This window comes from Reyranella sp., from assembly GCF_044224635.1.
In the GTDB taxonomy this organism is placed as follows: Bacteria; Pseudomonadota; Alphaproteobacteria; order Reyranellales; family Reyranellaceae; genus Reyranella.
The window spans coordinates 21,576-39,233 of the sequence record NZ_JBGAKA010000037.1; the positions used below are offsets into that span (position 1 = coordinate 21,576).

Consider the following 17,658-nt stretch of genomic DNA (forward strand, 5'->3'; position numbering starts at 1 on the left):
CCGCGTAATCGCGGACGGAGGGGTCAAGGGCCACAGTCACGTTGCTCATGACCCCTCCGTCGCCGTATGACGGCGACACCTCCCCAGCAGAGCTGGGGAGGAGAAGAATCATGTTCGCTCATTCCGCCGCCAGCCGCTTGCCGAATTTCTCGCGCGCCTCGGCGTCGCTGTAGTAACCGCGCGCCACATCGCGCGCGACGGCGGCGGGATCGCGGCGGGCCGGGTCGCCGAAGCCGCCGCCGCCGGGCGTCGACACCCGCACGACGTCGCCAACGCCGATGCGGATGTCCTGGTCCTTCGACAGATGCGGCGGCGTATAGGTCGTGCCGCCGCGGTCGATCGCGACGCGGTTGACGCCGCCGTCGCGACCGCCCAGCACGCCCTGCGGGCCGCTGCGGCCGTGATCCATCACCATCGACACGCGCGCCTCGCCGCGGCGCAGGCGGATCGCGTAGTTGATGCCGAAGCCGCCGCGGAACTGGCCGGCACCGCCCGAGCCTTCGTGCAGCGAGAACTCCTCGAACAGCACCGGGAAGAACTGCTCGAGCACCTCGACCGGCGGCATCTTGGAGATGCCGATGGTCGAGCACCCGTTGGACAGGCCGTCGCCGCCCTGGAATCCGCCGTAACCGCCGCCGGTGAACAGATACATGATGTAGTTGCGGCCGCGCTCGGGATCGTAGCCGCCGACGCCGAGATTGCCCGACGTGCCGGCCGGGGCGGCGAACAGCAGGTCGGGGATCGCCGTGGTGAGCGCGGCGAACACCGCCTCGGCGATGCGCTGGCTCACCTCGGCGGCGCAGCCCGACACCGGCCGCGGATACCTGGCGTAGAGGAACGTGCCCTCGGGCTCGACGATGTGCAGCGGCTCGAACGTCCCCGAATTGATCGGCACCTCGGGGAAGATGTGCTTCACCGCGAGATAGATCGCCGACTTGGTGGTGGCGATGACGCTGTTCATCGGCCCGCGGCAAGGCGGGCTGGAGCCGGTCATGTCGAAGGTGAGATCCTCGCCCTTCTTGACGATCTTCATGCGGATGGTGAGCGGCTCGTCGACCACGCCGTCGCTGTCGACCTGCGAGGCGCCCTCGTAGGTGCCGTCGGGGATGGCGGCGATGCGCGCGCGCATCTGGCGCTCGGCGCGATGGCGCATCTCGGCAATCGCCCGGCGCACCGTCGCGGCGCCGTAGCGGTCGATCAGCGCCGTCAGGCGCTGCTCGCCCGTGGCGAGCGCGGCGGCCTGGGCCTTGATGTCGCCGATCCGCTGGTCGGCGATGCGGATGTTGCTCAGGATGATGGCCAGGATCTCCTGGTCCATCTCGCCCTTCTTCCAGAACTTCACCGGCGGCAGGCGCAGGCCCTCCTGCTCGACCTCGGTGGCGCTGGCCGAGAAGCCGCCCGGCACCATGCCGCCGACGTCGGGCCAGTGGCCGGTGTTGGCCAGCCAGGCGAACAGCTCGTCCTTGTAGAAGAACGGCTTGACGAACCGCACGTCCATCAGGTGCGTGCCGCCGAGATAGGGATCGTTGACGATGAACACGTCGCCCGGGTCGACGCGGCCGGCATAGTGCGTCTTGACCCGCTCGATCACGGCGCGGGTCGAGAACTGCATGGTGCCGACGAACACCGGCAGGCCGAGCTCGCCCTGGGCGATCAGCGCGCCGTCGACGGCGTCGTAGATGCCGTCGGAGCGGTCCATGCCCTCGGAGATCACCGGCGAGAAGGCGGCGCGTACGAACGCCAGGTCCATCTCGTTGCAGACCTGGACCAGGCCGTTCTGGATGACCGTCAGCGTGACGGGATCGAGAGTCGACATGCGCCACTGTAGCCCATCCCTCGCAGCCAACGCCATGCGCGGCCTTGTCGAGGCATCGCTTCCGCGCCGGTCAGGGTCCATAGCACGGGCGACCAAATCGACCGGCCCGGTCGTCCTCGGTCGACCGGCCTTGCGGCGCCGTGAAAACCTTGGTCGCGTGCGCTTCGTCGACCAGTGAACGGCAAGCGAGCCATTGGCCGGGCGAGGAGGAGTAGCGCTGCCGTCACGATCGGCTCATAGTGACGATGATCTCATGCTTCACACCTCCTCGCTGCTTGCGGATGCACTGGCCGACCGTCTCATGGAGACGTTCAGGCGCAGCTACGGCAAGGCTGCGCCACCCTATGCCGAGCTGATCGGCGAGGCGGCGCGGTTGGTGATCGAGAGACTGTCGCTCAGCGATGCGCTCTATCACACGGCCGAGCACACCGCCCTGGTGACGCTGGTGGCGCAGGACATCCTGCGCGGCCGGCGCATGCGCACCGACGTGCCGCCCGAGATGTGGCTGCACGTGATCCTGGCAGCGTTGACGCACGACATCGGCTACCTGCGCGGCGTCTGCCGGGCCGATACCGACTACCGCTTCGTCGTCAACGCCAGGGGCGAGATGATCGAGCTGCCGCGCGGCGCGTCGGATGCAGCCCTCGCCCCGTGGCACGTCGACCGCGGCAAGATCTTCGTCCGCGAGCGCTTCATCCACAATCCGCTGATCGACCCCGACCGTCTGGCGCTCAACATCGAATTGACTCGCTTCCCGGTGCCCGACGGCGCCGACCATGCCGCCACCGACACCGAGGCGGCGTTCGTGCGTGCAGCCGACCTGATCGGCCAGCTGGGCGACCCGCTGTACCCCAAGAAGCTCAACGCCCTGTTCCACGAATTCCAGGAGATCGGGGTCAACCGCATGCTGGGCTACACCACGCCGGCCGATACGGCGGATCACTATCCGCAGTTCTTCTGGTCCAAGGTCGAGCCTTTCCTGGGCGAGGCTGTTCACGCCCTCAACATGACGGCCGAAGGAAGGTCGTGGCTCGCCAACCTCTATGCCCATGTCTGCGTCATCGAGCATGGCCGCCGCGCCATGGGCCCGAATGCGGCGCGACCGCCAAGCGAGGACGCCGTCATCGCCCTGCGCGATATCCGCAAGGAGGCAGCGCGCTCGGGGTGATGTGCTCTATCCCTCCTCCCCAGCTTCGCTGGGGAGGTGTCCGCGTAATCGCGGACGGAGGGGTCGAAAGCCCCACTGAGGCTCCTGACCCCTCCGTCTCGGATTACCGAGACACCTCCCCAGCGAAGCTGGGGAGGAGGATGAGAACGTCGCGACACCTCCCCAGCCAAGCTGGGGAGGAAAAAAGAAAGCGTCTTCCGCTCTCACACCTCCGTGTCGCCCTTGAGCAGGCGCTGGACGATCGAGCGGTTGAGGATCTCGTTGGTGCCGTCGGCGACGTTGACGATGCGCAGCGAATGCCAGGCATGATGCAGGCCGACCTCGTTGGTGAAGCCCATCGCGCCGTGTGTCTGCATGGCGCGGTCGACGGCGCGGTAGCCCACCTGCACCGAGTAGGCCTTGGCCATCGACAGCTCCTTGACTGCCGGATGTCCCTGGTCGAGCAGCGTGGCGGCGTTCAGCCCCATCAGGTGAGCGGCGTGCAGCTCGGTGGCGCTCTCGGCCAGCGGGAAGGTGACGCCCTGATAGTCGGCGATCGGACGGTCGAACGCCTTGCGCGTCTTGGCGTAGTCGAGCGCCAGCTCGAGCGCCCAGCGGCCGTAGCCGACGGCACGCGCCGAATTGTAGATGCGGCCGAGCGAGACGCCGTACAGCGCCGCGGCAAAACCCTGATGCAGCTCGCCCACGAGCTGCCACGGCTCGACGCGCACGTCCTCGAGCCTGAGCTCGGCTTCGTCGCCGCCGATATGGCCGAACAGCTTGATGACGCGCTGAACCTCGAAACCGGGAGAGGCGGTCGGCACGAGGAAGGCGCTGATGCCGCCGCGGCGCGCCGCCGCGCGCTCAGGATCGGCCCCCTCGGCGTCGGTCTTGGCGAAGACGATGCAGTAGTCGGCGACCGGCGCGTTGGACGTCCAGATCTTGCGTCCCGTCAGGCGCCAGCCGTCGCCGTCCTTCACCGCGCGCGTTGCCAGGGCGGCGGCATCCGAGCCTGCACCGGGCTCGGACAGGCCGAAGCACATCGACGCCTCGCCCGCCATCATCGGTCCCAGGATTCGTTCACGCGCCGCGGGCGTCACCTTCTCGAGCAGCCGGCTCGGCCCGAAGGCCCAGTGGCTGATGACGTAGAGCATCAGCCAGTTGTGCGGTCCGCAGAGGTGGAACAACGCCTCCCAGCCGGCATAGTAGGCAAGATGCCCGAGCCCGCCGCCGCCCAGCTGCTCGGGCACGCACATGTTGTAGTAGCCGGCGCCGGCCGCGGCGCGGCGCACCTCGCCGATCAATCCCTTCAAGGCGTCGGAGAAGCGGCCATCCTCGCGATAGAGGCGGCGCGGATCCTCGAACAGCGCCCGATGCGCCTCGTGGCGCGGCAGCACTTCCTTGCGGGCGAAATCGATCAATCCTTCGCGCACGGCGCGGATGTCGTCGGGCAGATCCCAGGCTATGGCAGGCACGTTGACTTTCCTCGATGGTCGGGCCTGCGAGTGTCGGTCAGGGTCGCCGACCAACGCCAGCCCGACCGACAGACTCAGCCGCCATACGAGACCGCGCCCGGGGGACCGGCGGGCTTCTCGTTGCGCCACCCTTCCGCAGCGAGCACGCCACGTCAGGCGGAGTAACCTCCGCCTGACGTGGCGCTCATCTCGTCGATCACAGATCCCATGAACGGCGTCGCGGTAGCGCGGCCCCGGCAGGGATGCCCTCGGTCCAAACAGGCGGAGCTTTTTTGCTGGCCGCGAGCTGAAACCCATGTGCTAATGAGGCGCTTTCGCGCATGTCGTTTGACTGAGTTTTCTCGGAGGAGATTGACGGTCATGTCCAGCAACCGGCGCTCGATTCAGGCCTTGGCCGCCCTGCTCCAGACGGGGGCAACCGGACTTTCCATCGGCCTCGCCGCGGCGGACGCGGCTGCCTCGACGTCGCCTGCCGCCTCGCCCTCCGAATCGCAATCGGTCGCCGCCCGCCTCGAGGCGATCCGCGACTCCGTGTCGGAAGCCTGGACGCAAGACGCCCAGAAGTCGGAGCCTTACGTGGCCGTCGACCCCGAGACCAAGCTCGCCTGGTGGGGCAATGGCTGGCACAACGGTGGCTGGCACAACGGTGGCTGGCACAACGGTGGCTGGCACAACGGCGGTTGGGGCAACGGCGGCTGGCACAATGGCGGCTGGGGCAACGGCGGCCTGGTCGGCGCCATTCTGAGCCCGCTGGTGGGCAGCCCCGGCTGGCACAACGGCTGGCGCAACTGGTAGCAACGGCCGCCAGGCGACCGGCAGGGCGGAGCGACGCCTTCAGGCCTCATCTACGATCGTACTGTCGAGCAAGGAGAGGTCCCTGGTCAGGCTCGGGATGACAGTATCGTTGTCGGCCTGACAGGCCGCCGAAGCTGGCACAGCTTCTGCTGGAGTGGGCTATAATGAAGGCAACTCCCCCCAATTCCGATGGATTCCCATGAACGCGCCGTTCGAGGCTGACGCTCTAAATTCGCTCAAATTCGGTATCGGCCAGCCGGTGCCGCGCCAGGAGGATCCGACCCTGCTGCGCGGTCAGGGCCGCTATACCGACGATCTCAACCTGCCCAACCAGGCCCATTGCGTGATGGTCCGCAGCCAGGTCGCACACGGCACGATCAGCGGCATCGACATCGAGGAGGCGCGCGGCATGCCGGGTGTGCTGGGCGTGTGGACCGGCGCCGATCTCGACGCCGCCGGCTACGGCCCGCTCAAGACCATGATCCCGGTGCCGAACCGTGACGGCAGCCAGATGAAGATGCCGGTGCGCCAGTCGCTGGCGACCGGCAAGGTGCGCTTCGTCGGCGACCCGGTGGCGTTCGTCGTCGCCGAGACTCTCGCCCAGGCCAAGGATGCGGCCGAAGCCGTGACGGTCGACATCGACAGCCTGCCGGCAGTGACCGATTCGCGCGAAGCGGCCAAGCCCGGCGCGCCGATCGTGTTCGACGACGCGCCCGGCAACATCTGCGTCGACTACCATTACGGCGACACGGCCAAGGTGGCGGAAGCCTTCGCCAAGGCCGCGCACGTGACGCGGCTCAGGCTGGTCAGCAATCGCATCGTCGTCTGCGCCATGGAGCCGCGCTCGGCGATCGGCCACTACGACGCGGCGAGCGATCGCTACACGCTTCACGCCGGCAGCCAGGGCGTGTTCGGCCTCAAGCACCAGATGGCGGATCTGTTGAGGATCAAGCCCGACCAGATGCGCGTGCTGACCGGCAATGTCGGCGGCTCGTTCGGCATGAAAGGCTCGCCCTATCCCGAATATGCCGGCCTGTTCCATGCCTCCAGGCTGCTCGGCCGCCCGGTCAAGTGGACCGACGAGCGCAGCGGCAGCTTCCTGAGCGACCAGCACGGCCGCGACCACGATTTCGACGGCGAGCTGGCGCTCGACAAGCAGGGCAACATCCTCGCCGTGCGCCTCGCCGGCTATGCCAATGTCGGCGCGTACCTCGCCAATGTCGGGCCGCTGATGGGCTCGATGGGCGTCACGCGCAATCTCGCCGCGATCTACCGCACACCGCTGATCGAGGTCGCCACCAAGGTGATGTTCACCCACACCTCGCCGGTCGGCGCCTATCGCGGCGCCGGACGCCCCGAGGCCAATTATTTCATGGAGCGCCTGATCGACACCGCGGCGCGCGAGATGGGTCTCGACAGCCTCGAGCTGCGCCGCCGCAACCACATCCGCCCGGACGAGATGCCCTACAAGACCGCGTCGGGCACGACCTACGACAGCGGCGAGTTCACCGCCCTGCTCGACAAGGCGGTGAGGTTCGCCGACGTCGCGGGCTTCGCCGCGCGCAAGGCCGAGAGCGCGAAGCGCGGCAAGCTGCGCGGCATCGGCATCGGCGACTATCTCGAGGTGACGGCGCCGCCGATGAAGGAGATGGGCGGACTGCGCTTCGAGCCCAACGGCGACGTCACCATCATCACCGGCACGCTCGACTACGGCCAGGGCCACTGGTCGGCGTTCGCCCAGGTGCTGACCGAGAAGCTCGGCGTGCCGTTCGAGCGCATCAAGCTCGTCCAGGGCGACAGCGACCTCCTGATTGCCGGCGGCGGCACCGGCGGATCGAAATCGATCATGGCGAGCGGTGCGGCGATCGTCGAAGCCTCCGACAAGGTGATCGACAAGGGCAGGCAGATCGCCGGCGCGGTGCTCGAGGCGTCGGCCGCCGATATCGAGTTCAAGGCCGGACGCTTCGCGATCGTCGGCACCGACCGCGGCATCGGCATCATGGATCTGGCCGAGCGCCTGCGCGGCGGCCTCGAGCTGCCCCAGGGCGTGCCCGACTCGCTCGACGTCAGCCACGTGCACGAGGCGGCGCCCTCGGCCTTCCCCAACGGCGCTCATGTCGCCGAGGTCGAGATCGATCCCGAGACTGGAAGCGTCGAGGTCGTGAAGTACACGATGGTCAACGATTTCGGGACGGTCATCAATCCGCTGCTGGTGGCAGGCCAGAGCCATGGCGGCGTCGTGCAGGGAATCGGCCAGGCGCTGTTCGAGCGCGTGGTCTACAGCGAGGACGGCCAGCTGCTGTCCGGCAGCTTTACCGACTACGCCCTGCCGCGCGCGTCGGATGCGCCGTCCTTTGCCATGGCGTTCCATTCGGTGCCGGCCAAGACCAACGTGCTGGGCGCCAAGGGCTGCGGCGAGGCCGGCTGCGCCGGCTCGCTGCCCTCGGTGATGAACGCCATCTCAGACGCGCTGGGCGGCCGCCACATCGACATGCCGGCGACGCCGCAGCGAGTGTGGGAAGCGCTGCAGGGGTGACCCGGACCCGGTCGCGGAGGGCACGCCCTGGTGGCGGAGAAGCCTCCGCCGACGTGGCGCTCATGTTATTGTCCTCGACAGCTTCGCTGGGGAGGTGTCCGCTTCTTCGCGGACGGAGGGGTCATGGCTGGGAGCGCGCCACTCCTGTGGCGCCCATAGGATGTGTGATCAAGAAGAAGAGCGCCACAGGAGTGGCGCGCTCCCAGCACATGAACATGGCCCCTCCGTCGCCGCAGGCACCGACACCTCCCTAGCCAAGCCGGGGAGGAGAATGCATGAGCGGAGACGGCACCAAACGAGCCGACGTTGCCATCGTCGGCTGCGGGCCGGTCGGCGCGCTGCTCGCCAACCTGCTCGGCCGCGAGGGGCTCTCGGTCGACATCCACGACCGCGAGCGCGACGTCTATCCGCTGCCGCGCGCGGTGCATTTCGACGGCGAGGTGATGCGCATCTTCCAGGCGGCGGGCCTGGCCGAGCGTATCGCCGAGACATCGACGCCGAGCGCCCACGGCGTGCGCTACGAGGACCCGTCGGGCCGCACCCTGCTGATCCGCAAGGGCATCGACGGGCCGGGCCCGCACGGCTGGGCCGGCAGCTGGTATTTTTATCAGCCGATGCTCGAAGGCATCCTGCGCGAGGGGCTGAGGCGCTTCGCCAACGTGCGCGTCCATCTCGGCCACGAGGTGAAATCGGTCGACGACCTCGATGCGCGCTTCGTCGTCGGCTGCGACGGCGCGCGATCCCTGGTGCGCCACGCGATCGGCAGCCGGCAGGTCGATCTCGGCCTGCACCGGCACTGGCTGGTGGTCGACCTGCTGTGCGATCCCGAAAGCCCGCGCTTCCAGGCGCTGCCGCGCCATACCTTGCAGTTCTGCGATCCCAAGCGACCGATGACCCTGGTCAATGTCGGCGGCCCCGAAGGACAACGCCGGCGGCGCTGGGAGATCATGCTGATGCCCGGCGACGATCCGGAGCGCATGGTCGAGCCGCAAACGTTCTGGCCGATGATCGCGCGCTGGCTCGGCCCAGAGGAAGCACGCATCGAGCGCTCCGCCGTCTACATCTTCCATTCTCTGGTCCAGGAGGGCTGGCGGCGCGGCCGGCTGCTGCTGGCCGGCGATGCCTGCCACCAGACCCCGCCATTCCTCGGCCAGGGCATGTGCGCCGGCATGCGCGATGCCGCCAACCTCTCCCGGAAGCTCGCCGCCGTGCTGCGCGGCGAGGCGCCGGACAGTCTGCTCGACAGTTACGAAAGCGAGCGCCTGCCGCACGTCCGCGCCTTCATCGAGCTCGCCGTGCGCCTCGGCAACGTCATCCAGGCGACCGATTCAGAGACGGTCGCCGATCGCGAGCGCCGCTTCGCCAAACGGCCGGAACTCTTCGATTTCCCGCGTCCCCAGCTCGGCCCGGGATGCCGCCTCGACGCGCCGCCGCCGGTCGGCACGATCTTCCCACAACCAAGGCTCGCCGATGGCAGGCTGATGGACGAGGCGATCGGCCAGCGCTTCGCCGTCGTCGGCGATGATTCGCTGGTGGATGGCCTCGCGACGAACATGGTCGTGCTCCCGGGCGTCGGGACCGACTGGCTGGCCGAGCACGAGGTCCGCGCCGCCATCCTGCGGCCCGACCGCTACGTTCTCGCTGTGGCAAGAGACCGCGAAGAGCTCCAGGCGGCAGTCACGGCACTGCCGTATTCAGTCTCCTTCCCTGATCGGAAAGCCTCCAGCGCGCACTCCGCGGCGCCGTGAAAGAAGCCCGGGTGTAGCGGCGGTGCGCACCCGCCCGCTCAGGGCATTCGCATATGGGCGCGCCTTTCAGCCTCCTCCCCAGCGTTGCTGGGGAGACCCCCAGCACGCCGGCGCGCACCACGATGCTGAGAAAATCGGGGCGGTGCCCGCCCCGATTTTCATAGGAGGTGCCCCGTCATACGGGGCGGCGGGGTCATGAGCAGCGGGACTGGGGCTCATGACCCCTCCGTCGCCGAAGACGGCGACACCTCCCCAACGGAGTTGGGGAGGAAATGAGAGAGCGCCCATGTGTGAATGCCCTGCCCCAGCAAGCCCCCCGCTCAGGGCTCTTCCACGGACCGCAATGCTTCGGTTGGCCACGTCAGCCGTTTGGCTGTTCTTCCCGCCCGATCCCGACCGTTGGATTGATCGCCGGGGAGACAGGAGCCTCTGCGCGACTGTTACTCCGGCCGCGATCGTTCGTCGCGTACCTGCCGTCCGCACCGGGCATGTTGGCGCAGCCAGCGAGCACGCCAACCATTGCAAGCGAGGCGAGCGTGCTTCTTATCCATTTCGTTATTGGTTTTGCCATTTATTGCTCGTCCTTGGCGGATTTGGAGGGAGACCGGCCAATCATCATGACAACATGATAGTGGACAAAGGGGCCGCTCGTCTCAGGCGGTTGCCTGCTGCGAGCGCCAGAACCTCAACATCCGCATGGGCAACCGGCGCATGACGAGGTTGACGGACGCCTTCAGCAAGAAGGCCGCGAACCACAACCACATGATGGCGATCTACTTCATGCACTACAATTTCGTGCGCATTCACAAGACGCTGAAGATGACGCCCGCCATGGCCGCTGGCGTCACGCCCAAACGATGAGAGATGGCCGATATGGTGAAGGCGCTGGAAGACTGGGAGGCTGCTCAGTAGGGGGCCGAGCCCGCCCTATGTCGTGGGCGTATAGACGCGCCGGCAAGCCTTAAGGCGATAGGTCATATGGAATGTGCGGGCTCCGCTGCCCGGATCGAACGTCAGGTAGAACTCTCTGTTATTCTTGTCGATGCCGACAACTTTTCCGGAACCATCGGGATTCAACGCACTCAAATCGACGGTGAATGAATGGTTCGGAATTGCGCTCGTACTTTTAAAAGTGAGCGTGTTCCCCTTGATGTCGACCTGCCCACGGGCAGCGGCGGTCCATTCCGGCCCGGTACTCACCGTGCCGCCGCCGCACGACGTCGACATGCCACTCTCCAATGCGCCAACGGCAGGCCACGACGCGTCTGCCGCGCTGGAGACATGAGAAGCGCCCGCCAGCCCGATCACAGTCGCGAGAAACAGTCCCAGCCTCATTGCCGCCTCCCCTGGTTGCAGTTCCAAGTTTTCTGCTTCTCTAGCCGTGCGTCAAGGATGGCGGCGGATTTTTCAAACGTACCACTACCCGAGGCTCCTACTGCGCGACCGCGATCTCCGGGCCGGGCGCGTGGGCGACCTCCTGGATCAGCTTCTTGGTCAGCACGCGGCCGAACGACTCGTGGCCCTGGGCGACCAGCGTGAACGAGCCGTCGCCGCCGATAACGTTGTCCTTGAAGTACTTTTCCAGGCCGCCCGGCGGGTTGGTGTGCTCCGGGCGGAATGACTCTTCCGGCGGCGTCAGGATCACCAGGGCGTTGATGGTGATTCCCTTGGCGAGCGCGTCGTCGCGCGCCGCGGTGACCGGGCGCCCGGAATTGTTGTTGCCGTCGCCGGAGATGTCGATGACGCGCTTCTCCGACCTGAAGGGCGCCTGCTCCAGACGGCTCACCGAGAAATCGATGGCGCCGCTGATCGAGGTGCTGCCGGCGAACGAGCGCGGCGCCTCGACCAGGCGGTCGCCGAAGCTGCGCGCCGACACGCCGTCGCCGATAACCGTCCAGTCGATGACGATGTTCTGCATCCCCGCCGTCGCCCATTCGATGAAGCAGACGGCGATGCGCCGGTTCGGCCCCGACGTCATCGCGCGGACGACGTCGGGATGGCTGATGGCGGCGGCCGCGCCCTCGCGCTGCAGCTTGAACTTGGGCTCGGTCACGCTGCGCGAGACGTCGGCGGCGAGGACCAGCAGCATGTCGACCGCGTCGGCCGCCCGCACCGCCGCCGGCGCGAGGAGCGCCAACGCAAGACCAAGCAGCGCAACTCGCCTTCTCATCACACCCGTCCCCTATCGCCCGCAGGCAGGCTCGACGGCCCGGAACAGCCCGGGCTCAAGCCGGCGTGAACATCGGCAGCGGCGGCCCGCCCTCGGTCGGCTTGAACACCACCTTGACCGGCTGCTCGCACGCGAGCTTGTCGAGGTCGCAATCGACGATGTTGGTCACCATACGCGGGCCTTCGGCCAAGGTCACGTAGGCCACGGCATAGGGCACCGGCGCGCGGCGCATGACGCTGAAAGAGTAGATCTTGCCTTTGCCCGACGCCTCGATCCAGTCGGTCTTGTCGCTGAAGCAGAACGGGCAGATCGTCCGCGGATAGTGGTGCAGCTCACCGCAGGCGGTGCACTTGCGCACCAGCAGCTTGCCCTGGGCGGCGGCATTCCAGTAGGCCTCGGTCTCGGCGCTGACGGTCGGCGCCGGCAGCTTGCGTTCCTTGCTCTCGGCCATGGTCCTATTCCCTTTCCAGAATGACGGTGGAGCTGCCGTGGCGCAGGCCGAGCGAGCCGCCGGTGCCGTGCGCCAGGGCGAGGTCGCAGCTCTTCACCTGCACGGCCGGATGCGCCTCGCCGCGCAGCTGCCGCACCGCCTCGAGCACCTTGGTGAGGCCACCGCGATTGCCAGGATGGTTGCTGCACAGGCCGCCGCCGTCGGTGTTGAACGGCAGCTTGCCCTGGCCCGCGATCAGGTTGCCGTCGGCGACCAGCCTGCCGCCCTTGCCCTTCTCGGCGAAGCCCAGATCCTCGAGTTGCATCAGCACGGTGATGGTGAAGCTGTCGTAGATCGACACGTACTTGATGTCGGAGGGCTTGACGCCCGCCTCGGCGAACGACGCGGGGCCGGTCGAGCGCGCGCCCGAGTAGGTCAGGTCGACCTTGCCGCCCATCTGCGTCTTCATGGCTTCGGCGGCGCCGATCAGCTTGACCTTGGGCCGCTTCAGCGACTTGGCGATCTCGGGCGCCACCACGACGATGGCGCCGCCGCCGTCGGTGATGACGCAGCAATCGAGCCGGTGCAGCGGATCGGAGATCATCGGCGACTTCACCACCTCCTCGACCGTCACGACGTCGCGCAGCAGGGCATGCGGATTGTGCTGGGCGTGGTGCGAGGCGGCGACCTTGATCCAGGCGAGCTGCTCGGAGGTCGTGCCGAACTCGTACATGTGGCGCGCGGCGCACATGGCATACATGTTCACCACGGTCGGCCCATAGGGGAACTCGAACGGCTCGTCGGGCGTCGGCGTGCCGCCGCGGCTGCGCGGCACGGTGCCGGTCGCCATGCCCTCGGCGCGCGGCCGGCCGGCGAGCGTGATCAGCGCCACCTTGCACTTGCCCATCGCGATCGCCTCGGCGGCGTGGCCGACATGGAGGACGTAGGACGACCCGCCGGTGTCGGTGGAATCGACATGGCGCGGTTTCAGCCCCATGTATTCGACCATCGACATCGGCCCGAGTCCCGGCGCATCGCCGGCACAGAAATAGCCGTCGACATCGTCCTTGGTGAGGCCGGCATCCTCCAGCGCGCCCTTGGCGCACTGGGCGTGGATCTGCGCCAGGGAGATATCCTTGGCGAGTCGTGTCGGATGCTCGTAGATGCCGGCTATGTAGGCTTTGCCCTTGATGCTCATCGGCGGGCCAACTCCCCTTCAATGTTGCACTGCATCGTGGGCGATTCCCCAGGCACGGGAAAGCGATACCTTTCGCCCTGAAGAACCTTGATGCGCGCCGCAGAACTTGCGGTCCATCTCTTCGCTGGGGGCGCGCCACTCCAGTGGCGCGATCTTCCTGTGAACCAACACATGACGCGCCACTGGAGCGGCGCGCGCCCAGCCATGATGATCACCTTCTTTCCGCGACCACTTCCCACACCGCTTTCGGCAGGTCGTAGCGATCGATCGTCAGCTCCTCGGCGCTGAGCAGCCGCCAACCCGGCGCAAACAGACGGTCGACTGCGGCGCGATCGAAGAAACGCCTGGGCTCGCCATCGACCGAATAGAAAGCCAGCGATCGCCTGGTCGACCCCGGCTCATGCTTTTCCGGACCGCGAGCGCCTGCCCTTCGACAAGGCTCAGGGCAGGCGCTCGCGGTCCGGAAAAGCATGATTCTAGCCGTCGGCGACATCGCGCGCGCCGACGGTGCGGGCGCGGAACTCCTCAGGGACCTCGCGGCCGACGTCGGTGAAGGCCTTCTTCACCGCGGCGACGGTCGGGCCGAACACCGCCTTGCGGTTCTCGCGCGACCAGCTGTTCGAGCCGATGATGGTGTCGAGCGAGCCCTGGAAGCGCGGCATGACATAGCGCGCAAAGAGCTCGTACGATCGCAGCGTCTGCTCGCGGCTGGCCCATTCGTGGGCACGGAACAAGATGCCGCCAAAGCCGCCCTTGGAGTACCCGAGCAGGCGCTCGATACCCTTGGCCACCGTGTCGGGCGTGCCGACCAGGGTCGTGCCCTGCTTCACGCCGTCGCGCAGCGGATCGTCGGAGCGGCCGGGCGGGCGGCCGAGCGTGTCCTCGAAATAGGTCACCGTCTCGCAGCGCTCGCCGGCATGGACCTCGCGCAGCGCCTGCTCGTCGTCGTCGGCCAGGTGGGCGTTCACGACGATGCGCCACTTCGAGCGGTCGGCCGTGTGGCCATGCTTGGCCGCAGTCTCCTCGTAGATCGCCCATTGCTTGGCCATTGCCTCGGGCCCGCCCGGCAGGCCGGCCCCGATCGACAGCACGCCGAGACCATGCTTGCCGGCGGCGATCATGCCCGACGGCGTGATGGTGCTGGCGCAGGCAATCGGAAAATGCGGATAGGAGTACGGCGCAAGATGCAGCCGCGCTTCCTTGAGCTCGAACCAGTCGGTCTTCATGGTGACCGGCTCCTCGCACTTCAGCAGCGCCATGATGGCGGCCAGCGACTGCTCCATGCGATCACGTTGGGTGGAGGGATCGATGCCCATCATGTAGGCGTCCGACGGCAGTGCGCCCGGGCCGCAACCCAGCATGGTGCGGCCGCGCGACATGTGGTCGAGCTGCACGAAGCGGTTCGCAACCATCAGCGGATGATGGTACGGCAGGCTGGTCACGCCCGAGCCCAGGCGGATGTAGCGCGTGCGCTCGATGGCGGCACCGATGAACACTTCCGGCGAGGCGATGGTCTCCCACCCTGCGGAATGGTGCTCGCCGATCCAGGCTTCGTCGTAACCCAGCTCGTCGAGCCATTCGAGCAGCTCCATGTCGCGCGCCATGCCGAGCGTAGGATTCTCGCCGACGCGGTGGAACGGGGCGAGAAAGATGCCGAATTGAAGCCCCTTGTGATTGCCGGTCTGTGCCATGTAACCAAATCCTCCGTCGGGAGTGACCGTAGCACTCTCTTGCCCTCCCCACGAAGTGGGGAGGTGTCGCGTCTTGCGCGACGAAGGGGTCAAGGGCACAGGAGGGGTTGCTCATGACCCCTCCGTCCGCGATTACGCGGACACCTCAGGCTTTTGGCCGCTTGCGGCCAAAATGCCGACCACAGCGAAGCTGGGGAGGATGCATGAGGTTGCAGCTTCGTCGAATATTTTCGATGATCGCGCCCGTGCCGAACGAAAACCCGTCGTTGCCCCTCGCCCGCTTCACCATCGTCGAGGTGAACGAACCGAACGTGGCGCCTTGCCTGCGGCTGGCGACATCGCTTGCCGGCAAGATCGCCGCCGACCTCGGGGCCGATGTGCTCAAGATCGAGCCGCCGGGCGGTGACGCGGTACGCCGCCTGCCGCCGCTTCTTCCGACCGGCGAAAGTGCGCTCTTCCATTTCCTCAACACCTCGAAGCGGTCGCTGGTGCTCGACCTCGACAGCGGCGCCGGGCGCGCCCGCCTGCGGGCCCTGCTCGACCGTGCCGACGCCGTTCTGTTCGAGGAGCCAACCTCGGTCGCGTCGCTGGCGCGCGGGGGCCGCGCGACGCCGATCGAGATTGCCGCGTTCCCAGTCGAGATGAATGCCGCGATGCGGCCAGTGAGCGAGCTCACCGTCCAGGCGCTGGGCGGCCTGATGCACATGATCGGCGAGCCGGCGCGCAAGCCGCTGAAGCTGGGCGGCCACCAGGCCTCCTACGCGGCGGGTCTCACGGCTTTCACCGGGCTCGCCGCCGCGCTCGCTGCACGCGATACCGGCCAACGCGCTCCCGCCGTGCGCGTCTCGCTGGCCGAGGTCCTGCAATGGGTGAACTGGAAGGCGGCATCGGGCGCGGCCGCGTCAGGCACGTCGCCCGGCCGCGAGGGCCGCAACTCCGAGTTCCAGACCATGCCGTGCCGTGACGGCCACGTCGCCGTCGTCTACACCGTGACCCAGTGGCCGGCGCTGCGCCGCCTGATCGCCGACCCGCGCCTCGAGGATCCGAAGTTCGCGACACGCGCCGGCCGGCGCCAGCACATCGCCCACCTCTACGACATCCTGACGCCGTGGTTCGCCGACAAGACCCGCGACGAGATCGGCCGGACGGCGCAGGCCAAGGGCGTGCCGTTCGGGCCGATCTTCACGCCGGCCGAGCTCCTGGCCAACGAGCAGTACCTGGCGCGCTCCTTCCTCGCCGAGATGACCCATCCAACGGCCGGCCGGCTGTTGATGCCGCAGCTGCCGGTGCAGTGGAACGGCCGCTCCTTCGCGCCGCGGCCGGCGCCCACGCTCGAGCAGGCGGAGCGCGCGGCATGAAGGGCCCCCTGAGCGGCGTGCGCGTCCTCGATTTCGGCCTGCTGACCGCCGGCGCCAACACTTCGGCCATGCTGGCCGATCTCGGCGCCGACGTGATCAAGATAGAATCGGGCGCCTACATCGATCCCTTCCGCGTCGTCGGCAAGATGGACAACGATGACGGCTGGTGGAACCGCTCGCCGCCGTTCAAGTTCACCAACCGCAACAAGCGCGGGCTGGCGATCAACCTGAAGGATCCCGAAGGCCAGCGCGTGATCCGCGAGCTCGCCCGGCAGTGCGACGTGGTGGTCGAGAATTTTCGCCGCGGCGTGCTCGATCGCGCCGGTCTCGGCTACGCCGCGCTGAAGGAGTGCAATCCGCGCCTCGTGTTCGCGGCGATCTCGAGCCAGGGCGACACCGGGCCGGAGCGCATGAACGTGTCGTTCGGCTCGACGCTCGACGCCACGTCGGGCATCGCCTCGATCACCGGCTACGCCGGCGAGGAGCCGCGCATCTCCGGCATGGACGTCAACTATCCCGACCAGATCGTGTCGCTGTTCGCTACCGGCATCGTCATCACCGCCGTCATAGAGGCGCGCCGCAGCGGCAAGGGCTGCTTCCTCGATTTCTCGCAGCGCGAGGTCGCCTCGTTCACCCTGGGCGAGGAGATTCTCGCCGCTGCGGCCGATCCGGCATACCGGCTCGCCCCGCGCGACAACGGCGAGGCGGGCGTCGTCCAGCAGGATGCCTATCGCTGCGTCGACGGGCGCTGGGTCGCCGCGACGCTCGAGAGCGCCGACCCGTCGCTCGCCGCCTTCTGCGCCGGCCGTGACCGCCGCGCCGCCGTCGCCGACCTGCTCGCCAGGGGCATTGGCGCGGCGCCCTGCAACGACGGCAACGATCTCCTGGCCGACGACGCGCTCGCCGGCACGACCCTGGTGCGCGACGACAATGGCTGGCTGGTCAAAGGCCTGCCCTATCGGCTCGACGGACGCGGCATCACCATCGAGCGCGCCGCCCCCGAGCTCGGCCAGCACACCGACGAGGTGCTGCGCGAGCTCCTGGGTTATGGCGATGCCGAGCTGACACGATTGAAAGACTCCGGCGTGACGTCGACGACGCCCACGATCGGAGAGGTTTGAGAATGCCCATGTCATTCTCCTCCCCAGCTTTGCTGGGGAGGTGTCGCCGTCATACGGCGACGGAGGGGTCATGAGCCTCATTGATTGTTGCTCATGACCCCTCCGTCCGCGTCGCCATTTTGGCCGCGCAGCGGCCAAAAGCCTGAAGACGCGGACACCTCCCCAGCAAAGCT

13 protein-coding genes and 1 pseudogene are annotated in these 17,658 nt (G+C 67.7%); 7 read left to right on the forward strand and 7 right to left on the reverse strand.

All coding sequences use genetic code 11. The annotated features are described in order from the left end of the window. Positions 1-118: 118 nt before the first annotated feature. A complete protein-coding gene (locus ACILR9_RS26545) occupies positions 119-1,816 on the reverse strand; it encodes a hydantoinase B/oxoprolinase family protein (RefSeq protein ID WP_395712987.1) in 1,698 nt (565 codons plus the stop codon). A 253-nt stretch (positions 1,817-2,069) separates the two neighbouring features. On the opposite strand from ACILR9_RS26545, the gene ACILR9_RS26550 reads away from it, so the two are divergent. Beyond that, positions 2,070-2,984 carry a metal-dependent phosphohydrolase gene (locus ACILR9_RS26550; protein ID WP_395712988.1) on the forward strand — a complete coding sequence of 305 codons (915 nt, stop codon included), beginning with the start codon at positions 2,070-2,072 and terminating at the stop codon, positions 2,982-2,984. A gap of 203 nt (positions 2,985-3,187) precedes the next feature. Here the strand turns inward: ACILR9_RS26550 and ACILR9_RS26555 are convergent, their stop codons facing one another. Beyond that, positions 3,188-4,438 (reverse strand): acyl-CoA dehydrogenase family protein, encoded by a 1,251-nt coding sequence (locus ACILR9_RS26555; protein WP_395712989.1) that lies wholly within the window; start codon positions 4,436-4,438, stop codon positions 3,188-3,190. A 360-nt stretch (positions 4,439-4,798) separates the two neighbouring features. Here ACILR9_RS26555 and grrA point away from each other — a divergent pair, with 360 nt between their 5' ends. The 4 genes and pseudogenes from grrA to ACILR9_RS26575 form a co-directional block, all read left to right on the forward strand. Continuing rightward, positions 4,799-5,233: a GrrA/OscA1 family cyclophane-containing rSAM-modified RiPP gene (gene grrA, locus ACILR9_RS26560; protein WP_395712990.1), complete on the forward strand. Its 435-nt coding sequence runs from the start codon at positions 4,799-4,801 to the stop codon at positions 5,231-5,233. Between the two features lie 199 nt (positions 5,234-5,432). Then, a complete protein-coding gene (locus tag ACILR9_RS26565) occupies positions 5,433-7,769 on the forward strand; it encodes a xanthine dehydrogenase family protein molybdopterin-binding subunit (protein WP_395712991.1) in 2,337 nt (778 codons plus the stop codon). 275 nt (positions 7,770-8,044) lie between these two features. After that, positions 8,045-9,517 (forward strand): bifunctional 3-(3-hydroxy-phenyl)propionate/3-hydroxycinnamic acid hydroxylase, encoded by a 1,473-nt coding sequence (locus tag ACILR9_RS26570; protein ID WP_395712992.1) that lies wholly within the window; start codon positions 8,045-8,047, stop codon positions 9,515-9,517. Positions 9,518-10,189: 672 nt separating this feature from the next. Continuing rightward, positions 10,190-10,375: pseudogene (locus tag ACILR9_RS26575) on the forward strand (IS1 family transposase); the annotation flags it as partial. A 69-nt stretch (positions 10,376-10,444) separates the two neighbouring features. On the opposite strand, the gene ACILR9_RS26580 reads toward ACILR9_RS26575, so the two are convergent. The 5 genes from ACILR9_RS26580 to ACILR9_RS26600 all read right to left on the reverse strand — a co-directional run bounded on the left by ACILR9_RS26580 (position 10,445) and on the right by ACILR9_RS26600 (position 15,006). After that, positions 10,445-10,852: a hypothetical protein gene (locus ACILR9_RS26580; protein ID WP_395712993.1), complete on the reverse strand. Its 408-nt coding sequence runs from the start codon at positions 10,850-10,852 to the stop codon at positions 10,445-10,447. 97 nt (positions 10,853-10,949) lie between these two features. Beyond that, on the reverse strand, positions 10,950-11,687 hold the full coding sequence (locus ACILR9_RS26585; protein WP_395712994.1) for a DUF1194 domain-containing protein: 738 nt from the start codon (positions 11,685-11,687) through the stop codon (positions 10,950-10,952). Between the two features lie 55 nt (positions 11,688-11,742). Further along, a complete protein-coding gene (locus ACILR9_RS26590) occupies positions 11,743-12,138 on the reverse strand; it encodes a Zn-ribbon domain-containing OB-fold protein (protein ID WP_395712995.1) in 396 nt (131 codons plus the stop codon). 4 nt (positions 12,139-12,142) lie between these two features. Next, positions 12,143-13,315 carry a thiolase domain-containing protein gene (locus ACILR9_RS26595; RefSeq protein WP_395712996.1) on the reverse strand — a complete coding sequence of 391 codons (1,173 nt, stop codon included), beginning with the start codon at positions 13,313-13,315 and terminating at the stop codon, positions 12,143-12,145. Between the two features lie 476 nt (positions 13,316-13,791). Next, positions 13,792-15,006 carry an LLM class flavin-dependent oxidoreductase gene (locus ACILR9_RS26600; RefSeq protein WP_395712997.1) on the reverse strand — a complete coding sequence of 405 codons (1,215 nt, stop codon included), beginning with the start codon at positions 15,004-15,006 and terminating at the stop codon, positions 13,792-13,794. Between the two features lie 203 nt (positions 15,007-15,209). Between ACILR9_RS26600 and ACILR9_RS26605 the strand changes: the two genes are divergently transcribed. Both ACILR9_RS26605 and ACILR9_RS26610 read left to right on the forward strand, forming a co-directional pair. After that, complete coding sequence (locus ACILR9_RS26605) at positions 15,210-16,364, forward strand: CaiB/BaiF CoA transferase family protein (RefSeq protein WP_395712998.1); 1,155 nt, start codon at positions 15,210-15,212, stop codon at positions 16,362-16,364. Then, positions 16,361-17,485 (forward strand): CaiB/BaiF CoA transferase family protein, encoded by a 1,125-nt coding sequence (locus ACILR9_RS26610; RefSeq protein WP_395712999.1) that lies wholly within the window; start codon positions 16,361-16,363, stop codon positions 17,483-17,485. Before ACILR9_RS26605 ends, ACILR9_RS26610 begins: the two co-directional genes overlap by 4 nt. Positions 17,486-17,658 lie beyond the last annotated feature (173 nt).